This is a genomic window from Streptomyces sp. NPDC056835 (genome assembly GCF_042789485.1).
In the GTDB taxonomy this organism is placed as follows: Bacteria; Actinomycetota; Actinomycetes; order Streptomycetales; family Streptomycetaceae; genus Streptomyces.
On sequence record NZ_JBHUBB010000003.1, the window covers coordinates 35,721 to 57,395 of the forward strand.

At 69.8% G+C, this 21,675-nt stretch carries 16 protein-coding genes; 6 read left to right on the forward strand and 10 right to left on the reverse strand.

Translation table 11 applies throughout. The features are described from left to right. The first annotated feature begins 67 nt into the window (after positions 1–67). Positions 68–931 carry an SMP-30/gluconolactonase/LRE family protein gene (locus tag ACFRMN_RS04615; protein WP_383013145.1) on the forward strand — a complete coding sequence of 288 codons (864 nt, stop codon included), beginning with the start codon at positions 68–70 and terminating at the stop codon, positions 929–931. 11 nt (positions 932–942) lie between these two features. Here ACFRMN_RS04615 and ACFRMN_RS04620 read toward each other — a convergent pair whose 3' ends face one another. From ACFRMN_RS04620 to ACFRMN_RS04635, 4 genes are all read right to left on the reverse strand, one after another. Next, entirely contained in the window at positions 943–1,527 is a 585-nt protein-coding gene (locus ACFRMN_RS04620; protein ID WP_383013148.1) for a hypothetical protein, read from the reverse strand. Positions 1,528–1,615: 88 nt separating this feature from the next. Then, positions 1,616–2,521: a zinc metalloprotease HtpX gene (gene htpX, locus ACFRMN_RS04625; RefSeq protein ID WP_383013151.1), complete on the reverse strand. Its 906-nt coding sequence runs from the start codon at positions 2,519–2,521 to the stop codon at positions 1,616–1,618. 135 nt (positions 2,522–2,656) lie between these two features. Next, positions 2,657–4,399, reverse strand: coding sequence for a glycoside hydrolase family 6 protein (locus ACFRMN_RS04630; RefSeq protein ID WP_383013154.1), 1,743 nt, complete (start codon positions 4,397–4,399; stop codon positions 2,657–2,659). Continuing rightward, complete coding sequence (locus ACFRMN_RS04635) at positions 4,396–5,913, reverse strand: cellulose binding domain-containing protein (protein WP_383013157.1); 1,518 nt, start codon at positions 5,911–5,913, stop codon at positions 4,396–4,398. The genes ACFRMN_RS04630 and ACFRMN_RS04635 overlap by 4 nt, the downstream gene beginning before the upstream one ends. A gap of 259 nt (positions 5,914–6,172) precedes the next feature. Here ACFRMN_RS04635 and ACFRMN_RS04640 point away from each other — a divergent pair, with 259 nt between their 5' ends. The 4 genes from ACFRMN_RS04640 to ACFRMN_RS04655 all read left to right on the forward strand — a co-directional run bounded on the left by ACFRMN_RS04640 (position 6,173) and on the right by ACFRMN_RS04655 (position 13,814). Beyond that, positions 6,173–9,163: a glycoside hydrolase family 48 protein gene (locus ACFRMN_RS04640; RefSeq protein ID WP_383013160.1), complete on the forward strand. Its 2,991-nt coding sequence runs from the start codon at positions 6,173–6,175 to the stop codon at positions 9,161–9,163. A 412-nt stretch (positions 9,164–9,575) separates the two neighbouring features. Then, positions 9,576–11,132 (forward strand): M4 family metallopeptidase, encoded by a 1,557-nt coding sequence (locus ACFRMN_RS04645; RefSeq protein ID WP_383013733.1) that lies wholly within the window; start codon positions 9,576–9,578, stop codon positions 11,130–11,132. 148 nt (positions 11,133–11,280) lie between these two features. Continuing rightward, positions 11,281–12,795: an MFS transporter gene (locus ACFRMN_RS04650; protein ID WP_383013162.1), complete on the forward strand. Its 1,515-nt coding sequence runs from the start codon at positions 11,281–11,283 to the stop codon at positions 12,793–12,795. Then, complete coding sequence (locus ACFRMN_RS04655) at positions 12,792–13,814, forward strand: glutathione S-transferase family protein (RefSeq protein ID WP_383013165.1); 1,023 nt, start codon at positions 12,792–12,794, stop codon at positions 13,812–13,814. Before ACFRMN_RS04650 ends, ACFRMN_RS04655 begins: the two co-directional genes overlap by 4 nt. 23 nt (positions 13,815–13,837) lie before the next feature. Here the strand turns inward: ACFRMN_RS04655 and ACFRMN_RS04660 are convergent, their stop codons facing one another. From ACFRMN_RS04660 to ACFRMN_RS04670, 3 genes are all read right to left on the reverse strand, one after another. Further along, positions 13,838–15,031, reverse strand: a complete 1,194-nt coding sequence (locus ACFRMN_RS04660; RefSeq protein WP_383013168.1) for an MFS transporter — start codon at positions 15,029–15,031, stop codon at positions 13,838–13,840. A 576-nt stretch (positions 15,032–15,607) separates the two neighbouring features. Then, on the reverse strand, positions 15,608–16,330 hold the full coding sequence (locus tag ACFRMN_RS04665; protein WP_383013171.1) for a hypothetical protein: 723 nt from the start codon (positions 16,328–16,330) through the stop codon (positions 15,608–15,610). A 3-nt stretch (positions 16,331–16,333) separates the two neighbouring features. Further along, on the reverse strand, positions 16,334–16,957 hold the full coding sequence (locus tag ACFRMN_RS04670) for an RNA polymerase sigma factor (protein WP_383013174.1): 624 nt from the start codon (positions 16,955–16,957) through the stop codon (positions 16,334–16,336). Between the two features lie 324 nt (positions 16,958–17,281). On the opposite strand from ACFRMN_RS04670, the gene ACFRMN_RS04675 reads away from it, so the two are divergent. Further along, entirely contained in the window at positions 17,282–18,094 is an 813-nt protein-coding gene (locus tag ACFRMN_RS04675) for an SAM-dependent methyltransferase (protein WP_383013177.1), read from the forward strand. On the opposite strand, the gene ACFRMN_RS04680 is transcribed toward ACFRMN_RS04675, so the two are convergent. The 3 genes from ACFRMN_RS04680 to ACFRMN_RS04690 form a co-directional block, all read right to left on the reverse strand. Further along, positions 18,067–18,993 (reverse strand): ion transporter, encoded by a 927-nt coding sequence (locus tag ACFRMN_RS04680; RefSeq protein ID WP_383013179.1) that lies wholly within the window; start codon positions 18,991–18,993, stop codon positions 18,067–18,069. The two genes, ACFRMN_RS04675 and ACFRMN_RS04680, sit on opposite strands and share 28 nt — an antisense overlap. Before the next feature lie 177 nt (positions 18,994–19,170). Further along, positions 19,171–20,202 (reverse strand): hemolysin family protein, encoded by a 1,032-nt coding sequence (locus ACFRMN_RS04685; protein WP_383013182.1) that lies wholly within the window; start codon positions 20,200–20,202, stop codon positions 19,171–19,173. Beyond that, complete coding sequence (locus ACFRMN_RS04690) at positions 20,199–21,533, reverse strand: hemolysin family protein (protein WP_383013185.1); 1,335 nt, start codon at positions 21,531–21,533, stop codon at positions 20,199–20,201. Before ACFRMN_RS04690 ends, ACFRMN_RS04685 begins: the two co-directional genes overlap by 4 nt. Between the last annotated feature and the right edge of the window lie 142 nt (positions 21,534–21,675).

Sequence of the window (21,675 nt, forward strand, 5' to 3'; positions counted from 1 at the left end):
TGGTGCCGGACCCGTCGGACGGTCGGGTCGTCGGGCCGTCGGGAAGGCCGGGACGAGAGGGGGCGCCATGCGCGCCGAGCAGTGGACCGGGGTCGTCACCCATCACGGCGAGGGCCCCGGCTGGGACCCCCACACCGGGCGGTTGAGGATCGTCGACCTGCTGGCCGGAGACCTCCTCACCTTCGGTACGGAATCCGACCGCGAGGGCGGGTACGAGCGGTGGCATCTCGGCGAGGTCGCCGCGGCCTGGCGGCCCCGGCGCTCCGGCGGCGTGGTCGCGGCTGTCGAGCGGGGCTTCGTCCTGGTGGCCGAGGACGGCACCGTCACCCCGGGCGACGAGCTGTGGACCGACCCCATGGTCCGGATGAACGACGGGGCCTGCGATCCGGCCGGCAACTTCTACTGCGGTTCCATGGCGTACGACACCCGCCCAGGTGCCGGTTCCGTCCACCGCCTCACGCCCGACGGCGCCACCTCGGTCGTGCATACCGGGGTCACCATCTCCAATGGCCTCGCGTGGGCACCGGACGGTGGTTTCGCCTACTACGTCGACACCGCCACGCGGACCATCGCCCGGATCACGACCGACCCGTCGACCGGACACTTCTCCACCCCCGAGCCCTGGGTCACCATCGACCCGGACGACGGCTTCCCCGACGGCCTCACCCTGGACGCCGAGGGGGGAGTGTGGGTCGCCCTGTGGGGCGGCTCCGCCGTCCGCCGCTACGCAGCCGACGGCACCCTGGACGAGGTGGTGAAGGTAAACGCCCGCCAGGTCAGCGCCTGTTCGTTCGGCGGTGACGGCTACCGCCGGCTCTTCATCACCACCTCGCGCCAGGACCTCGCGGACGGCGACGACCCGGCGGCGGGCGCCGTGTTCACCGTCGATCCGGGGATCGCCGGGCTCGCCCCGCTGCCGTACGCCGGGTGACGACGCGGCCGTCAGAGCCCCGGCGCACCCCAGACGGGGAACCAGCGAGCGAGATCGGGCTCGATCCTCAGATCGTTCCCGAGCACCGCTCTGACCTGGAGTTCCCGCTGATTGTCACGCTTCTCGGCGGTGCCGGGCAGGGGCGCGAAGGGGTAGAAGCTGCCGCGCTTGTAGAGATACACGAGAGCCAGCGGCCGCTGCTCGGTGTCCCGGAAACTGAGCAGTGAGCAGAGCAGCTGCGGGCCGAAGCCGCCGTCCTGGAGCAGCGTGTTGACCGCGTGCAGATCGTTGACCAGGGTGGCCGTGTCGTCGGGCGCCCGGCGCGCGAGCAGCCAGGTGTAGCCGTACGAGTCCTGGCTGAACTCCACCGGGCGGCTGCCCTGGCTGGTGTCCGCGTCAAGCAGCTCCCGCACGTCCTGCCGGATCCGGGCGAAGCCGCCGCCCTCGACGCCCGCGAAACAGACCGAGCCGAGGCCGGTGGGGGTGTATCCGGCCCCGGCCTGGAGGGTGAGCGCGGCGGACGGGAGGGCGAAGAGCTGGTCGAGATCGGGGCTGACCGGTTTGCTCCGGCCGAGGATGGCGTCGAGAAGGCCCACGGGACCAGCTCCTCACAGTGACTGACGGCAGTGGACGGCGCTGACGGCGCTGACGGCGCTGGCGGCGGTGACAGCGGTGACGGAGTGCTTACGGACGGGCGAGTTCGGCGGAGATACGGGCGAGCTGGTCCAGCCGCTGTTCCAGCGTCGGGTGCGAGGCGAGCAGCCGCCCCAGGCTCTCCTTCGAGGCGAACGCGGGCACGAAGTAGAAGGCGTTGTACGGCTCCGCCTTCCGCAGGTCCTCCGTCGGGATCCGCGCCATCTGGCCGCTCACCTTCGTCAGCGCCGAGGCGAGCGCGGAGGGCCGGCCGGTGAGCAGCGCGGCCGTACGGTCGGCGGAGAGTTCGCGGTAGCGGGAGAGCAGCCGGGTCAGCAGGAACCCGATCGCATACACCACCGCGCTGACCAGCGGAATCAGCAAGATCGCGAGCCCGGCGGGGCCGGCGTTCCTGGCGCTTCTCGACAGTCCGCTGTAGAGCGCGATCCGGGTGATCAGACCCGCGAGCACGCCCAGGAACGAGGCGATGGTCATCACAGCGACATCGCGGTGCGCGACATGCGACATCTCGTGGGCGAGGACCCCTTCCAGCTCCTCGGGCTCCAGTCTGCGGAGCAGACCGGTGGTGGCACAGACCAGTGCGCTGCGTTCGCTCCGGCCGGTGGCGAAGGCGTTCGGTATGTCACTCCGTGCGATCGCGACCTTGGGTTTGGGCATGTCGGCCAGCGCGCAGATCCGGTCGACGGCGCCGTGCAGCTCGGGTGCCTGCTCGGGGGTGACCTCGCGCGCTCCCATGCCGAAGGCCGCGATCTTGTCGCTGAACCAGAACTGTGCGATGAACAGCCCTCCGACGAGGATCAGGATGATCGGCCAGAACTTCCCCAGCACGGCCAGCAGCACACCGACCAGGACCACATACAGCAGGCCGATCAGGAACATGGTGGTCACCATGCGGGTGGTCAGACCGCGGTCCTGGGTGTAGCGGGTCTGTGTCATCGCTCGCCTCCATTAATTCTCTCTTCTTTCATTTTCCCCCTTTCCTGGCGAAACGGAATAAGCGCACTATATGGAAGGCGTAGGACCGGCCCCCCGAGGCGCCCCCCGGCCGGTCCTACGCCCGTTCCGCGGCCGCTACAGCGCCGGGTTCGCGTTCTTCAGCAGCTCCTGGAACTGCGCGGAGAACCAGTCACCGGACAACGGCGCGTTCGGCAGCGCGCCGGACATGTTGTTGTTGTTCCGGGGGTTGCCCGTGTATGTCGGGTCGCACATCCGGTCGAAGCCCTTGCCCTGGTTGTTCGGGATCTCCTTGCTCGCGCCGTCGGACTCGCCCGGGGGCTTCATCCAGACGTACGCGTCGATCCCGGCGGCGGGCGACGCCTTCGGCCGCTCGCCCAGTCCGGCTCCGGACTGGTTGCACCAGTTCCCCAGGTGGATCCGGCGGTCATAGCGCCCGCCGTCCACATAGGTGTCCACACTGGTCCCCGGGCCGGGTCCGGCGGGCCGGGCCGAGCCGCCCCAGCCGTTGCGGGAGGTGTCGATCAGCATGCCGATGCCCGACGGGAAGCCGACGTTCACCAGCTCCTGCCGGAAGGCCTGGGCGAACGACTGCTCGTCGACGTAGCGGTTCCAGTCCACCCACTTCGACTCGCGGACCGACTTGCCGGCGACGCTGTCGTTGATGGTGAAGTTGTTCTCCTTGAGCGCGCCGTAATTGGCGGTGTTGGCGATGAAGCCGTGCACCTTGTCGACCGTGCTGCCCTCGGCGGTCGCGGCCTGCTTGAAGATCTGCGCCGAGGCGTTGAAGTTGTCGTCCCAGCCGATCCAGCCGTGGTGGCCCGCGTCGACGTAGTTGTAGACGTTGGGGACGGAGCCGAGGTGGTTGAGCGCGTAACCGACGCCCTTGACGTAGTTGCCGTTCGCCTTCATCACATCGCACTGCGGGGTGACGGTCGGCCGGGGCGTGACATTGGTGACCAGATTGGGCAGCGAGTCGATCTCGACGGTCGTCACGATCCGCAGGCCGGCGTACTTGCTGTCGGCGAGGATGGCGGCGATCGGATCGATGTACTCGCTTCGGTAGCGGCCGATCTCCGTCGGGCCCAGCTCCCCGTTGGAGGCGAGCGCGGCGCAGTCACGGCCCGGCAGGTTGTAGATCACGAGCTGGACGACGAGCGGCTTGCCCGCGGCCTGCCGCAGCGCCTCGTCGAGATGGTCACGTAACCCCATGCCCGTGCCGACACCCTCGATGGCCGCGATCCGGTCCAGCCACACACCGGTCGGCTGGTTGGAGATCTTGCTGCCGCCGGGCTCGGCGGCGGCCTTCGCGGACCACTCCGGGTTCACATACACCCCGGCGCCCGCGTACGGGTTGTCGACCTTGGAGCCGGCGGGCGGGTCGGTGGGCGGGTCGGTCGGGGGATCCGTGGGATCGCCGCCACCCGGGGTGTTACAGGTGACCCCGTTCAGCTTGAAGGCGGCCGGAACCGCGTTGGACCCGGTGACCGAGGCGTTGAAGCCGAAGGACGCCGAGGCGCCGGTCGCCAGCGCGCCGTTGTACGACACATTGGCGGCGGAGACGGCCGTACCGCTCTGCGTGATCGTGGAGTTCCAGCCCTGCGTCACCTTCTGATCGCCGGCGAAGCTCCACTCCAGCTTCCAGGAGTTGATCGCGTCTCCGGTGTTGGTCACGCTGACGTCGGCAGTGAAGCCGCCGTTCCAGGCGGTCTGGATCCGGTAGTCGACGGTGCAGCCGGCCGCGGCGGCGCCGGGGGGCGCGTCCAGCGCGGTCGCGGTCCCGGCCGCGGCGGCGACCAGCGCGAACGCGGCGAGCGCCGCGCCTCGTGCACGTCGCGGAGGGGTGGTGGTGCGGCTCATGAGAGTCCCTTCAGATGGTCGCGGAGTCCTACGCCGAAGTTGGTGGGCGTGCCGTTGTAGTCGCTGATCAGAGCGGGTCCCGAGGAGCAGTCCCAGGTGTTCCAGGTCCACCCGAGATAGGAGGCGCCATGGCTGTCGAGCCATGCCATGACCCGGTCGATATAGCCGTGTGAGCAGGTGTTCTCGCCGATCTCGCCCGCCACGAAGGGCACTTGGGCGGCCACCGGCGCGAGCTGTTCGTTCCAGCAGCTCTCGCTCGCGCAGACGTTGAAGTTGTACGTGTGCCAGGCGGCGGCCAGATTGCCCGCCGGGTCGGCGGGCCGGTACTTCAGCCACTGCCGCATGTCGTTGGCGTAGGCGATGCCGGGCACGAGCACCAGGTTCTGGGCGCCGGTGGCCCGTACCGCGTTCACCAGCGACTGCATTCCGGCCACCTCGAAATCGATCCCCTGGCAGCTGCCGCCATCGCGCCAGCAGGTCCAGGCCGCGTCGAGATCGCCGGTGGCCCGGTCCGGGAACGGCTCGTTGAAGAGGTCGAAGACCACCGCCGGGTCGTCCTTGAAGGTCTGCGCGACCGAGGTCCAGAAGGCCGGTGTGTACTGGGTGTTCGGCATCGGCTTCTGACAGGTCGCGTACTCGGTGTCCGGGCAGTGGTTGTCGTTGCCCGTGTATCTGCCGTGGGTCCAGTGCAGTTCGACGACCGGCGTGATGCCGTACGTCTCCAGCCTGGTCACGAACTGCTTGACCGCGGTGATGTAGTTCGCACCGGCATAGGCCGGCTTCACATGCGGGAGGCCGAGCCAGCACTCCTCGTTGAGCGGTATCCGTACGGTGTTGACCTTCCAGTCCGCGATGGCCCGCACCGACGCGTCGTCCACCGGGCCGTCGAAGATGCCGTAGCCCTGGACGCACGCGAACTCGCCGCCGGAGCGGTTCACCCCGAGCATGCGGCGGGTCGCGCCGTTCTCGTCGACCAGTTTGTTGCCCGAGGCGCGCAGCTTCGGCGGAGCACCGCCCGGTCCTGGCGGATCGGTGGGTGGGTCGGTCGGCGGATCGGTGGGCGGATCCGTCGGCGGATCGGACGGGTCGCCCGGCCCCGGACCGCCGTCGCACGCCACGCCGTTGAGCCTGAACGCGGTGGGCGCCGGGTTGGACCCGGACCAGGAGGCGATGAACCCGGCACTGAGCGAGCCGCCGGTGGCGATCTTCCCGTTCCAGCTCTCATTGACGGCGGTCACGGTCTTCCCGGACTGCGACCACTTCCCGCTCCAGCCCTGGGTCACCTTCTGACTTCCGGGGAAGTCGAAGGTGAGTGTCCAGTTCTCGACCGGTGAGCCGTTGTTGGTGAGCGTGACAGCGCCCTGGAAGCCACTGTCCCACTGACTGGTGGTGCTGTAGTCGACGGTGCAGCCGGCCGCGGTTCCCGACGCGGTCGGCTGCGGTGCGAGAGCGGTGCCCGCCACGGCCAGGGCCGCGGCGGCCAGCAGTGCGGTGAGGCGCGGTGGTGCTCGCATGGAGCGACTCCTCGATGGCCGATACGCCGCCTGACACGGCGTATGACTGATGGAAGCGCTCCCACTGGTTGGCTTCCGACGGTAGCGCCGAAGTCGTGTGAGTCAACAGTCCAGTTGAATTCTTTTACCTCGCGACTCGCCCGGACGTGCGTCGTGTTCAAACTCTTGACAGGTTCACGGTCCCGCTCAACGCTTGGGAGCGCTCCCACTGGTTCGCACCCCCACACCACCCGCACCGGACCGCGAGGAGGGCCACCCCATGCTCGGCTTACGAGGTTCACCACCAGGGGCACCACCGCCACCCGGAAGATCCGGCCGATCACGTGGAATCCGATCGCGTGGAATCCGGCCGAGTGGAGTCCGACCGCGTGGAATCCGGCGCCTGCTCACCGCGCTGGCCGCGGCCCTCTCCCTGCCGCTGGGTCTGACCGCGGTCAACAGCACCCCCGCGCACGCCGCCGCCGTCCAGTGCGGCGTCGACTACAAGACCAACGACTGGGGCTCCGGCTTCACGGCCGACCTCACGATCACCAATCGCGGTACGGACCCCATCGACGGCTGGACGCTCAGCTACGGCTACGCCGGCGACCAGAAGCTCACCAACGGCTGGAACGGCAGCTGGAGCCAGTCCGGCAGGACCGTCACCGTCAAGAACGCCGCGCACAACGCGAGGATCGAGCCGGGAGCGGCGGCGACCGCCGGTGCCAACTTCGACTACAGCGGCGCCAACGCCGCGCCCACCGTCTTCGCCGTCAACGGCGTGAACTGCACGGGCGCGCATCAGCCGCCCCTCACCGTGCTGACCAGCCCGGCGCCCGGCGCGGTGTTCACGGCGGGCGGCACCATCCCGATGGCCGCGACCGCTGTCGCCGCCGACGGCGCGGGGATCTCCAAGGTCGAGTTCTACAGCGACACCCAGCTGCTCGGCACGGACGCCACCTCCCCGTACACCTTCGACTACGCGAACGTTCCCGCGGGCGATCTCTCGCTCTACGCGAAGGCGTACGACGGCCAGGGCGCGGCAGCGGAGTCCACGCCGGTGGGGGTACGGGTCACCGCGGGCCCGTCGCTGGTCGCGAGTCCCGCCCAACTCGGCGTGCAGCAGGGCAGGACGGGCACCTTCGGGGTGAAGCTCTCCACCCGGCCGGCCGCCGATGTGACGGTCACGGTGGCCCGTACCGCGGGCAACACCGGCCTCACGGTCACCTCCGGCTCCACCCTCACCTTCACCGGCGCCAACTGGAGCACCGCCCAGCAGGTGACCGTCTCCGCCGCGGCCACCGGCACCGGCGCCGCCACCTTCACGGCGACCGCGCCGGGCCAGACCAAGGCCGAGGTGACCGTCACCCAGCTGGCGGCGGCCGGCACCTACGACGCCCGGTTCCTCGATCTGTACGGCAAGATCACCGACCCGGCCGCCGGCTACTTCTCGCCGGAGGGCATCCCGTACCACTCGGTGGAGACCCTGATCGTCGAGGCGCCCGACCAGGGGCATGAGACGACCTCGGAGGCGTACAGCTATCTGATCTGGCTCCAGGCCATGTACGGCAAGGTCACCGGCGACTGGAGCAAGTTCAACGGCGCGTGGGCCACCATGGAGCAGTACATGATCCCCACCCACGCCGACCAGCCCACGAACAGCTTCTACAACGCGTCGAAACCGGCCACCTACGCCCCCGAGTGGGACCTGCCCTCGCAGCTCAACAGCAATGTCCCGGTCGGCAACGACCCCCTCGCCGGCGAACTGAAGAGCGCCTACGGCACCGACGACATCTATGGCATGCACTGGATCCAGGACGTCGACAACGTCTACGGCTTCGGCAACTCGCCCGGGAAGTGCGAGGCCGGACCGGCCGACCAGGGGCCCTCGTACATCAACACCTTCCAGCGCGGACCGCAGGAGTCCGTCTGGGAGACCGTGACCCAGCCGACCTGCGACGCCTTCAAGTACGGCGGCAGGAACGGCTATCTCGACCTGTTCACCGGGGACGCCTCCTACGCGAAGCAGTGGAAGTTCACCAACGCGCCGGACGCCGACGCCCGCGCCATCCAGGCCGCCTACTGGGCGTCGGAGTGGGCCAAGGAGCAGGGCAAGGGCGGCGAGGTCGCGGCCATTGTCGCCAAGGCGGCCAAGATGGGGGACTACCTCCGCTACGCGATGTACGACAAGTACTTCAAGAAGGTCGGCGGCTGTGTGGGCGAGACGGCCTGCCCGGCGGGCAGCGGCAAGAACAGCTCGCACTACCTGCTCTCCTGGTACTACGCCTGGGGCGGTGCCACCGATGCCTCGGCCGGCTGGGCCTGGCGCATCGGCTCCAGTTTCAGCCACAGCGGGTACCAGAACCCGATGGCGGCCTGGGCGCTGAGTTCGTACGCCGATCTCAAGCCCGCGTCCGCCACCGGACAGCAGGACTGGAACACCAGCCTCAAACGGCAGGTGGAGTTCTACCGCTGGCTCCAGTCCGCCGAGGGCGGCATCGCGGGCGGCGCCACCAACAGCTGGCAGGGCCGGTACGCGCAGCCCCCGGCCGGCACCCCGACCTTCTACGGCATGTACTACGACGAGGCGCCCGTCTACCACGACCCGCCGTCCAACCAGTGGTTCGGCTTCCAGGCGTGGTCCATGGAGCGGGTCGCGGAGTACTACCACCAGACCGGCGACAGCGCCGCCAAGGCCGTGCTGGACAAGTGGGTCGCCTGGGCCCTGTCCAAGACCACCGTCAACCCCGACGGTACGTACCGGATCCCGTCGACCCTCCAGTGGTCCGGCAAGCCCGACACCTGGAACGCCACCACGCCCGGCGCCAACACCGGTCTGCATGTGACCGTCGCCGACTACACCAATGACGTCGGGGTGGCCGCCGCGTACGCCAAGACCCTCACCTACTACGCCGCGAAGTCCGGCAACGCGGCGGCCAGGACCACCGCGAAGGCGCTCCTCGACGGGATGTGGGACCACCACAGGGACGCGCTGGGGATCGCGGTCCCGGAGACCCGCGCCGACTACAGCCGCTTCGACGACCCGGTCTACGTACCGAGCGGGTGGACCGGCACCATGCCCAACGGCGACACGATCAACGGAAGTTCCACCTTCGCGTCGATCCGGTCCTTCTACGAGAGCGACCCGGCCTGGTCCAAGGTCGAGGCGTATCTGAACGGCGGGGCCGCACCGAGCTTCACGTACCACCGCTTCTGGGCGCAGGCCGACATCGCGCTGGCCCTCGGCTCGTACGCCGATCTCTTCGAATAGCGGTGTTTTTTCGAGGAGTATGACCGATTGCTCGTGGAGGGCCCCGGGCGTCACCCGCGCGGGGTCCTTCCGCTGTCAAGAGCCGTATCGATGCGACCGATTGATGTCTGTATGCCGCACTGAATTGACAACACAAGGTCAAATCCTGGTATCTGATCTGTTCTTACGAGTCCGATCGATGTCACTCTCTGGACGGCTCAGCGCGCGTAGATCACGCGGTGGGCCAGTGGCACTCGCACAGCTCAGCACCATCGGGCGGCGGTCCACCCAAGGCCGTCGCTTCCCCACACAGGGCCGTTCCCGACGGCCCGGCACTCTTGGAGACTGAGTGAGACTCGTAGCTTCCGCCCCCCGCACCCACATCGCCCGCAAGAACGTCGTCCGTGTCGCGGCCCTGGTCGCCTCCGCCGCCATGGTGGTCGTCGGCGTCCAGTCGGGACCGGCCGCCGCCCAGCCCGACCCCACCCGGGAGAGCGGCGCCACGGCCCTGGAGCTGAGCCCGGCCCAGCGCGTCGACGCCATCAAGTCCGCCCAGGCGGACGCCGCGAGCGAGGCCGGTGCTCTCGGCCTCGGCGGCCAGGAGAAGCTGGTCGTCAGGGACGTCATCAAGGACGCCGACGGCACCGTCCACACCCGTTACGAGCGGACCTACGCGGGCCTGCCCGTCCTCGGCGGCGACCTCGTCGTGCACGAGGCCCCGGCCGGCGGGCGCAGCGTGACCAAGGCGACCACGGCCCGAATAGCCGTGCCCTCCACCGACGCCGAACTCCCCGCGGCCACCGCCAAGTCGAGCGCGCTGAAGACCGCTTCGGCGGAGAAGACCGCCAAGGCCGCGGCGGACACCGCGCCCCGCAAGGTGATCTGGGCCGCCGACGGCAAGCCCGTGCTGGCCTGGGAGACCGTCGTCAAGGGCGTCCAGCCCGACGGCACCCCGAGCGAGCTGCATGTCATCACCGACGCGGCCACCGGCGAGCTGCTCTTCACCGACGAGGCCATCGAGGCCGGCACCGGCACCGGCAAGTACAACGGCTCGGTGACCCTCGGCACCACCAAGAGCGGCACCACGTACAACCTCACCGACGGCGGTCGCGGCGGCCACAAGACGTACGACCTGAACCAGGGCACCTCCGGCACCGGCACGCTCTTCACCGACGCCGACGACGTCTGGGGCGGCGGCCGGCAGAGCGCCGCCGTCGACGCGCACTACGGCGCGGCCGAGACCTGGGACTTCTTCAAGAACGTGCTGGGCCGCAACGGCATCAAGAACAACGGGGTCGCCTCCTACTCCCGCGTCCACTACGGCAACAACTATGTGAACGCGTTCTGGAGCGACAGCTGCTTCTGCATGACCTACGGCGACGGCTCCGGCAACGCCAACCCGCTCACCTCGCTCGACGTGGCCGCGCACGAGATGAGCCACGGCGTCACCGCCGCCACCGCCAACCTCACCTACAGCGGTGAGTCCGGCGGCCTCAACGAGGCGACCTCCGACATCTTCGCCACCGCGGTCGAGTTCTACTCCAACACCGCGAGCGACCCGGGCGACTACCTCATCGGCGAGAAGATCAACATCAACGGTGACGGCACGCCGCTGCGCTACCAGGACAAGCCGAGCAAGGACGGCGCGTCGAAGGACTACTGGTCGTCCACCCTGGGCAACGTCGACGTCCACTACTCCTCGGGCCCGGCCAACCACTTCTTCTACCTGCTGTCCGAGGGCAGCGGCGCGAAGACGGTCAACGGTGTGAGCTACAACAGCCCCACGTACGACGGCTCCACGGTCACCGGCATCGGCCGCGACAAGGCCACGCAGATCTGGTACAAGGCGCTCACCACGTACATGACGTCCTCCACCAACTACGCGAAGGCGCGCACCGCGACGCTGAGCGCGGCGGGCGCCCTGTACGGCACGACCAGCGCCGAGTACAAGGCGGTCGGCGCCGCCTGGACCGCCATCAACGTCAAGTGACCTCGATGGTCCGGCACCACGGCTGATCTCCGGGGGTACGGGCCCGCGCGCTCCGAGCACGCGGGCCCGTACCCCTTCCGGTCCACCGGATCCACCGGTCGGCGCGCTCCGGATGAGGGAACGGGGCGCGCGAACTAAGGTGCGATTCATGGCCGGAGATACAGGGCGGGGGAGCGGACAGGACGCCGCCGTGACGCCGGACCCGCGCCGCTGGAAGGCGCTGGCCGTATGTCTGGTGGCGGGCTTCATGACGCTCCTGGACGTCTCCATCGTCAATGTGGCCCTGCCGTCCATCCGCGAGGGGCTGCACACCCCGGTCTCCGACCTCCAGTGGGTGCTGTCCGGCTACGCGCTCGCCTTCGGCCTCTTCCTGATCCCCGCCGGGCGGCTGGGCGACGCCCACGGCCGGCGATCGGTCTTCATGATCGGGCTCGCTCTCTTCACCCTGGCCTCCGCCGCCTGCGGAGCAGCCCAGTCCAGCCTCTGGCTGGTGATCGCCCGGCTGGTACAGGGCTTCGCCGGAGGCATGGTCACCCCACAGATCTCCGCGCTGATCCAGCAGATGTTCGCCGGCCGTGAGCGGGGCCGGGCGTTCGGCATGTTCGGCATGGTCGTCGGCGTCTCGACGGCCGTGGGCCCGCTGCTCGGCGGTCTTCTCATCCAGCTGGCGGGCGCGCGGGAGGGCTGGCGCTGGGTCTTCTACGTCAATCTGCCGCTGGGCGTCGTCTGTCTGCCGCTGGCCCGGCGACTGCTGCCTGACACCCCCTCGGCGGGCCCGGTACGTATACGCGATCTCGACCCCTTCGGGGTGCTGCTGCTCGGCACGGGCGTACTGGCCCTGCTGCTGCCCTTCGTCCAGTCGCAGCAGTGGCACGGCTGGGAGAAGTGGCTGCTGCTGATCGTCGCCGCCGCGCTGCTGGCCGGCTTCGTGAAATGGGAGTCCCGGTGCCGGCCCGGCGGCACCCAGCCGGTGCTGGACCTGCGGCTCTTCCGCGTCCGCTCCTACCGGCTGGGATGTCTGCTGATTCTGCTGTACTTCGCCGGGTTCACCACGATCTTCTTCATCAGCACCCTCTATCTCCAGAGCGGACTGCACTACTCCGCCCTGGAGGCCGGACTGGCCATCACCCCCTTCGCGGTGGGCTCCGCCGCGGCGGCGGGCATCGGCGGACGGCTGGTCAACCGGTTCGGGAGACCGCTCGTCGTGGTCGGACTGATCATGGTCACGGTCGGTCTCGCGGCCACCACGCTCGCCGTACACCTGGTGCCGGGACGCGGCGCCGGGTGGGCGATGGCGGCGCCGCTGCTGGTGGCGGGCCTCGGCAGCGGGCTCGTCATCACGCCGAACCAGACACTGACCCTCGCCGAGGTACCGGTGCCCATGGCGGGCAGCGCGGGCGGCACGCTCCAGACCGGTCAGCGGGTGGGATCCGCCATCGGTATCGCCGCCGTGGGATCGGTCTTCTTCGCCCAGGTGGGGCGGAACGGCTGGGCGACCGCGTTCGACCACGGTCTGATCGTCTCGGTGGCGTTCGTGATCGCGGCGCTGCTGGTCGCCGTCGCCGATGTGCTCACGGCGCACCGGGACGGAAAGCGGGGTACGGGAAAGGGGCGGCCCTTCACCCATCGAGCGTCCGGACCACCGGAAGGAGACCAGCGATGAGCGGCGTTCCCACAGAGCGCAACGCGGAGTACGGAAAGAAGCCCTTCACACGTTCGACGAGCCATTTCGCCGACCGGATCACGGCCGACGGCAGGGACGGCTGGCCCGTCGAGGCCGGCCGCTACCGGCTCGTGGTCAGCCGGGCCTGCCCCTGGGCGAGCCGGGCCCTGGTCTCCCGGCGGCTCCTCGGTCTGGAGGACGCGATCTCGCTCGCGATCGCCGACCCGATCCAGGACGACCGCAGCTGGCGCTTCACCCTGGACCCGGACGGCCGGGACCCCGTCCTCGGCATCCGGTTCCTGAGCGAGGCGTACGACGCGCGGGAGACGGATTACCCCGGCGGGGTCAGCGTGCCCGCGATCGTGGACGTACCGAGCGGGAAACTGGTGACCAACGACTTCCAGCGGATCACGCTGGACTTCGCCACCGAATGGACGGCGCTGCACCGGCCCGGCGCGCCGGATCTCTACCCCGAGCCGCTGCGCGACGAGATCGACGAGGGCATGGAGGGGATCTACCGCGATATCAACAACGGCGTGTACCGCGCCGGGTTCGCGGACGGGCAGAGCACCTACGAGGACGCCTACCGCGCGCTGTTCCGCCGTCTCGACCAGGTGTCGCGGCGGCTGGCGGACCGCCGCTATCTGGTGGGGGACACCCTCACCGAGGCGGACATCCGGCTGTTCACCACGCTGGTGCGCTTCGACGCCGTCTACCACGGACACTTCAAATGCAATCGGTCCAAACTCACCGAGGACCCGGTGCTGTGGGCCTATGTCAGGGACCTGTACCAGACCCCCGGGTTCGGTGACACGGTGGACTTCGACCACATCAAGCGGCACTACTACCAGGTGCACACCGGTATCAACCCGACCGGCATCGTGCCCCTCGGCCCCGATCTGTCCGGCTGGCTGACCGCGCACCACCGGGAGGAGCTGGGCGGACGGCCGTTCGGGGACGGGACGCCGCCCGGTCCCGTACCGGGGGGTGAAGAGGTACCACCGACGGGACGCCCCTGAGATGACCGCTCCACCGGCCCCCGTCAGCCGTCCACCGGGGGCCGGCGCAGCAGATACAGCGCCGCGCACGCCACCAGCACCACCACACAGGCCGTGAACGTCAGCCCGGCGCCCTTCAGCCCCAGCCCGAGCGTCAGCGCGCCGACGCCGACGACGGGCAGCGAGATTCCCGTATACGCCACGACGAACAGGGCGGAGACCGTGGCGCCCCGGTGCTCCGGCGGCGCCGCGCCGCTGACGGCGGTCATCGCCGCGCGGAAGGCCAGCCCCTGGCCCAGACCGCCCAGGACCGCGCCCGTGACGAGCAGCGCCAGCGACTCCACCGCCAGCGACGTGCCGACCAGCACCAGACCGGCCACCAGCACCAGACAGCCGTCCGGCAGCGCCCGGCGTACCCCCAGACGCCCCATCAGCGCCTGGCCGATCGTGGAGGCGAGGAAGAGGGAGAAGATGACCGCTCCCGAGACGGCCAGATTGTGCACGTTCAGGGTCTGGGCCACAAAGGACGGCGCCACCGCGGTGAACAGACCCAGCAGGGCGAAGCCCGCGAACGCGGCGAGCGCCGACGGGGCGAACACCCCACGCACCTCGGGCGGCACCACCAGCCCCTGCGGCTTCAGCCGGGGCCGCCGGGTCGGGTGCGCGACGGTCTCCGGCAGGAACCAGGTCAGTACGGAAGCGATGACCACCAGCACGAGATGGGCGAGGAAAGGCAGCCGCAGCGGCCACGGCGCGTACTGCGCCAGCAGCCCGGACAGCAGCGGGCCACAGCCCAGGCCGCCCATGTTCGCCGCGGTGGCGGCGAGCCCGGCCCGTGCCTCATGGCCGGGCGGGGCCAGTTCCAGCACGGTGACGGTGGCCGCGCCGCTGAGCAGCCCGGCGGCGAAACCCGACAGCAGCCGACCCGCGAACAGCAGCGGAAGCCCGCCCTCGAACACGAAGCAGAGGGCGCTCGCGGCGGACAGCCCCAGCGCGGCCAGCAGCACCGGCCGCCGGCCCACCTGGTCGGAGAGGTCGCCCGCCAGCAGCAGTACGGCGATCACCCCGAGGGCGTAGACGGCGAACACGACCGTCACGATCAGTTCGGAGAAGCCGAGCTGTGCGCGGTAGAGCCCGTACAGCGTGCTGGGCAGTGTCGTACCGGCCATACCGACGGCGAACACCCCGGCGGCCACGGGGTAGCCGAGACGCCGGCTTCCATGAGAGCGATCCGTCATACCAGCCCCGTCCTTCGAGCGCCGCCCTTCGAGTCCGGCCCTTCGAACCCCGTACGTCCGGCACGGACGCCGCGGCCGGCCGCCGGCGCGGCGTCACGGCGGCACGACGCGCGTCAACTGTCGTTGGCCGTACCGGCCTTTGGTCGGCGGCGCATCAGGACCGAACCGCCGACGAGCGCGGCGTGTACGGCGCGGGTCATCGCCGTCACCTTCGCCCGGACGAACGACTCGCCGAGGCTGCTCGCCGGCGGATCGACACCGCCCGCGCCCTTCGTCCCCGGGGTTGGGGACCTCTCCGGTCCGCTTCAGCAGACTCACCAGCGCGGCGACCTCGTCCAGCGGCCGGGCGGTCGCGGCCGTCCAGAGCAGGGCCGTATCGGCGCGTCGTCGGAGGGCGTGGGATCAAGAGACATGGCGCTGCTCCCTTTACCGAACTCCACGGGCGGCGCTCTCACCGTGAAGGGCCACCGTGCGCCAGAGGGGCGCACGCTTGGATACATCAAATGCCCCTGTCGGACTTTTGTGCCATCCGGGACCGGCATAAGAGGAGATCCGCCGAATCGACCGGCCCGCGCGCTATCCGGCAGGACTGCCGTCGGCACCCCGGGTGAGGTCGGCGGGCAGGGAGCGGTCGGGCTGGGGGACCTCACCGAAGTCCTCGTCATCGCTGTGCACGCGGAGCCGGTTGATCACGGCCTCCAGCGCGGCCGGCAGGGTGGGGTGACGTCCACGATGGCACTGGCTGAGCAGATCGTGCCTGACCGTCTCGGGCAGCAGCGAGGAGAGCGCGGACGCCGCCGCGGGCCGTCCCGACCCCGGCAGACGACGGGACTGGCCGCGCCAGTACGCCGCGTCCTTGAACTCGGCCCGCTGCTGATGGGCGAGGAAGAGACAGAAGGCAGCGGTGCGATTGCCACCGCCGGCGGCGAACTGCCACCAGAACTGGGCCGCGTCACGGTGCCCGGTCAGATGCAGGAGCGCGGCGAAGACGACGGCGCCCTCGGGGTCGATACGGTCATGGTCCACCAGCCGGGACAGACTGGCCGCCGCCTCCGGCGCGTTCAGGACGAGAGCGACGGCGAGGCTGAGGTCATGCGCCGCCTGCTCGTGGGCCGAGGGATAACGGCGCGGCGCCGCGCCCGTCTCCGTACGGCACGCCGCTTCCCGCACCGTCCGCCGCGCCCCGGCCCGGCTCCACGCCGCGGCGGTGTCGTAGTCGTCATAGGTGGCGGTGAGGACTTCCGCGTCATCAAGCAGCGCGTCGATCGGCGCGGGATCGGGTTCGTCGGGATGGCGCACGGTCTACTCCTCCGCCTCGGTCTCCCGTACGTCGAGATCCTTGGCCAGTCGTCTGCGGGCGTGTCGTACATGGGACCGTACGGTCGCGACTTCGATGCCCATGTACTCGGCGACCTCCTCGTCCGGGACCTGGAGGACATGGCGCAGTACGACCACGTCGTACTGCCGCTCGGGAAGCCGGGCGATGGCCCGGTACAGCCCGATCTCCCGTTGCAGCAGGTCGAATTGATCGCGCTGCTCGTGGTTGAGGAGCTTGCGGACCGCCGCGTGGAAGGCGGCGGTGTCGACCAGCGCCGATTCCCTGTCGTGGTCGTCCAGCCACCACGCCACCTCCTCCTTGAGGAGCGCCCACGCGTACCGGGCCACCGATTCCTGTGTCAGCACATGCGGCCAGTGCTCCAGCAGCCGGGCGCAGGTGGCGTCGACCACGGTCTCGGCGGCGGCCCGACTGCCCACCTGTGTATGGGCGTAGCGCAGCCACAGCGTGTGGTGGCGCGCGTCGAACGCGTCGAAGGTCAGCGCCAGCCGGTGGTCCGTCCCGTCCGGGGAGACCGGATCGCCGCGGTCGTCCACGTCCTGGGCGCCTTGGGAGACGCGGACCACCGGACGTTCCGGATCGACGTGCACACATTCCCCGTTCCCTGGACACACCGCGCCGCTCCACGGCGGAGGGCGCCGGTGCGAGAGGTGTGCCTCTCTTCACCTGTCGGCCAACCGGATGAGCACCCTCGATGTGCGGGACACACCCCGGGTTTCGTCGCGGACCGTCATCATATGATTACCGGGCCGTGGAACGGGCGGAGTTTCCGGATTGTTTCGCCGCCGCGTGCGCCCGGTCCTCTCCCATATGACCTGCCCGCAGGGGGAGTTGGTCCATCTCGTACGGTTGTCCGCATGCGGCGGTGGGAAGTCACCGACTGTTATCCGGCGATGAGGACGGGGGGTCGCGCGATGGGCGACAACGGTGCGGTGGATCTTGAACTGGACCGGGCGCATTCAGCCCGGATGTACGACTACTACCTGGGTGGGACGACCAACTTCCCCGCGGACCGCGAGGCCGCCGCGAGGGCCATCTCCGCCTTCCCCTCCATTCTCTCCACCGCCCGGATCAACCGGCGCTTCATGCACCGCTCCGTCCGCTTCCTCGCGCGGCGGGGCATGCGGCAGTTCCTCGACATCGGCACCGGAATCCCCACCTCTCCGAACCTCCACGAGATCGTCCAACGGGAGGTGCCGGAGGGGCGCGTCGTCTACACGGACAACGATCCGATCGTGCTGGCCCACGCCCGCGCGCTGCTGCACAGCCACCCCGCGGGACGCACCGCGTACGCGGAGGCCGATGTCACCGATCCCGAGGCCCTGTTGGCCGCCGAGGAGATACGCACGACGCTCGACTTCAGCCGCCCCATAGCGCTCAGCCTCAACGCGCTGCTCCACTTCGTCACCGATGACGAGCACGACGCCCACAGCATCGTCGAACGCCTCAAGTCCGCGCTGCCGTCCGGCTCCACGCTCGCCATCGCGCATGTCACCACCGAGTTCGACCCCGAGGGCATCGCGCTGCTCACCACCGCCTACCGCGCGGCGGGTACGCCGGGACAGGCGCGCACCCGCGAGGAGATCGCCCGTTTCTTCGCCGGCTGGCAGCTCCTCGAACCGGGGATCACGCCCTCGCACGAGTGGCGCCCCGACCCCGACGAGCGGAGCGGGAACGTCTCCAACAAGGAAGCCGCCTGCTACGTCGGGGTGGCACGCAAACCCTGACCACCACCCGGCGCCGTGCGGGGGTGTCCGTCGTTCTCGCCGTGCGCCACCGCGAGCCCGGCCTCGACCTCGTCCAGCGCACGGCGCGCGGCGGCTATCCGGGCGAGCAGCACCGCGCGCGACTCGTCCATGGCCGGTGCCGCGGGCCGGGCCTCGCTCTCGGTCCGCGCGTCCTCCAGTTCGCGTGCCTCCTCAAGGGAGTTGATGACGACCCCGATCAGCAGATTGACGAGCAGGAACGACCCGAGCAGGACGAACGAGGCGAAGTAGACGATCGCCCAGCGGGAGACCTCCAGGCCGCCACGGACCGCGTCCCCGAGGCCGTCGAGGGTGATCAGCAGAAAGAGGGTCAGCGCCGCGCGGCCCAGCGAGCCGTAGTGTTCCGGATCGGCCGCGGCGAAGAAGACCCAGCCGAGCATGGCGTACACATACAGCAGCAGCGCCCCGACCAGGACGAAGCTCAGCGTGCCCGGCAGGCTCTTGCCGACGGCGACGATGACGATGCGCAACTGCGGCAGGAAGCGGGCGGCGCGCAGCACGCGCGCGAGCCGGAGCAGCCGCAGGACGGTGGCGTTCTCACGGGCGAAGGGTGTGAGGGCGAGCCCCACGACCGCCAGGTCGAAGACATTCCACGGATCGCGGAAGAAGTCCTTGGGGCGCTCCGCGTAGGTGGCGGCGCGCAGCAGGATCTCCGTGGTGAAGGCGGCGAGGAAGAGATGCTCGGCAACCTTCAGCTCCCCGCGCCACTGGTCGACCGCGCCGGTGTACGTCTCGATGCCGAGCAGGACGGCGTTGCCGATGATGAGGCAGAACACCGCGGTGTTGAAACCGGCGGACTCCACGATGCGCCGGCCGCGGTCGGCGAGAGCCCGCTGTAACCGGCTCGTCCCGTCGGACATCAGAGAACTCATTCCCCATACGAGATACGAATGCGAATACGGACACGGATAGATAAACGGATAGATCAGCAGGGCAGAAGTCAGGACAGAAGTCAGGACAGAAGACACGACATGAGACAGGACATGAGAAGCGGCCGGTGCCCGGGGCGGGGCACCGGCCGCTCTTCCACCGCGCGGTTACGCGGCGGTCGGTGAGCCGGCCGCGGGGCCGACCAGTTCCTCCAGGACGTCTTCCATGGTGACGAAGCCGATGACGGTCCCCTTGTCACCGCTGACCGCGGCGAGGTGCGTACCGGCGGCGCGCATGGCCGTCATGGTGTCGTCGAGCGGGGTGTCGATCTCGACCCTGATCACCGTGTGCAGCGCACTGCGCGGGAAGGGCATGGTCCGCTCGGCGGCACTGAGGGCGTCCTTGATGTGGAGATAGCCGAGGATCGTGTTGTCGGGCCCGGTGACCGGCAGCCGCGAGAAGCCGGAGGACGCCGCGGCGCGCTCCAACTGCTGCGGAGTGACCTGATGGTCGACGGTGATCGTCCGGTTGAGCGGGACCATCACCTCACCCACCGGACGGGTGCCCAGTTCCAGGGCGTCGCGCAGCCGCTCGCCGTCCGCCGGGTCCAGCAGCCCCGCCTCGCTGGAGTCCTTGACCAGACGGGCGAGTTCGTCGTCCGTGAAGACCGAGGAGACCTCGTCCTTGGGCTCGACCTTCAGCAGCCGCAGGATGGCGTTGGCGAACGCGTTGATCCCGAAGATCACCGGGCGCAGCGCCCGGGTCAGCCCGACCAGCGCGGGTCCCAGCGCGAGCGCGGTCGGGGCCGGCGCGGCCAGCGCGATGTTCTTCGGCACCATCTCGCCGATCAGCATGTGCAGATACGTCGCCAACGTCAGCGCGATCACGAACGCGATCGGGTGGATCAGCGCCTCCGGCACACCGATCGCCTCGAACGGCGGCTCCAGCAGATGGGCGATCGCCGGTTCGGCGACGGCGCCGAGCACCAGCGAGGAGATGGTGATGCCCAGCTGAGCCGTGGCCATGGCCGCGGACAGATGCTCCAGACCCCACAGGGTGCTCTTGGCCCGGCGGCTGCCCTTGATCGCCTGGGGCTCGATCTGGCTGCGCCGTACGGAGATCAGGGCGAACTCGGCTCCGACGAAGAACGCGTTGGTGAACAGGGTGAGCACGCCGATGGCGAGCTGCAGGCCGGTCATCGGTTTCCCTCCGCGAGCTGGGTGGCCGGGGCGGGCTCGGTGACCCTGACCCGGTCGGCCCGGTGGTGCTCGATCCGCAGGACCGCGAACTGCCAGCCCGCGATCTCCAGCGTGTCGGTCAGGACGGGCAGCCGCTCCAGTCGGGTCGCGAGCAGCCCGGCGAGCGTCTCGTACGGGCCCTCCGGCGCGCCGAAGCCGATCTCCGCGAGCTGGTCAAGACGGACACTGCCGTCCGCCTCCCATACGCGGCGGCCGTCGGCGGCCGGCCGGCACGGTGCCAGGTCGGGGGTCTCGTGCGGATCGTGCTCGTCACGTACCTCGCCGACGACCTCCTCGACGATGTCCTCCACGGTGGCGACGCCCGCGGTGCCGCCGTACTCGTCTATGACCACGGCCATCGTCCGCGATTCGCGCAGGCGACGCAGCAGCCGGTCCACCGGAAGGGAGTCCGGGACGAGCAGCGGGCTGGTGGCCAGCTCGGTCACGAGGGTGCTGTCACGCCGGCTCTCGTCCAGGGCGAGGACATCGCGGATATGGATGGTGCCGATCACCTCGTCGAGACTGTCGCGGTAGACCGGGAACCTTGACAGGCCGGTGGCCAGCGTCAGGTTCGCCGCGTCCGTGGCGGTGGCGTGGGCCTCCAGGGCCCGTACGTCCACGCGCGGTGTCATCACGTTCTCCGCGGTCAGGTCGGCCAGATGCAGGGTCCGTACGAACAGCTCGGCGGAGTCCGCCTCTATGGCGCCCTCCCGCGCAGAGTGGCGCGCCAGGGCGACCAGTTCCTCGGGGGTACGGGCGGACGCCAGCTCTTCGGCGGGCTCCAGCCCGAAGCGGCGTACCAGACGGTTCGCGGTGTTGTTGAGATGCCTGATCAGCGGGCCGAAGGCGGCGGTGAAGCCACGCTGCGGCCCCGCCACGACCTTGGCGACCGCGAGCGGGCTGGAGATCGCCCAGTTCTTCGGGACCAGCTCGCCGATGACCATCAGCACGACGGTGGACATGGCGACGCCCAGCAGCGTGGCGACAGTGGGCACCGCGCCCGCCGGCAGGCCGGCCGCCTCCAGCGGGCCGCGCAGCATCACGGCCAGGGACGGTTCGGCGAGCATGCCGATGACCAGCGAGGTCACCGTGATGCCCAGCTGGGCGCCGGAGAGCTGGAACGTCAGCCGCTTGGCCGCCGCCAGCGCGCTCGCGGCGCCTCGCTCACCGGCGGCGGCGGCGCGTTCCAGCTCGCCGCGCTCGACGGTGGTCAGGGAGAACTCGGCCGCGACGAACACCGCACAGGCGAGGGTGAGCGCGAGGGCGAGGAGCAACAGAAGTACTTCGGTCACCGTGCCACCTCCGGTCCATCGCTCGACGGGACGGGGACGGCACGGCTCGTACTGGGAGGCTCACCCATTGCGGGAACGTAGCTCCTTCTCGGGACAGAGGGTAAGGACGGGGTGGGCACCCCGTCCATCAATAGTAAAGGAA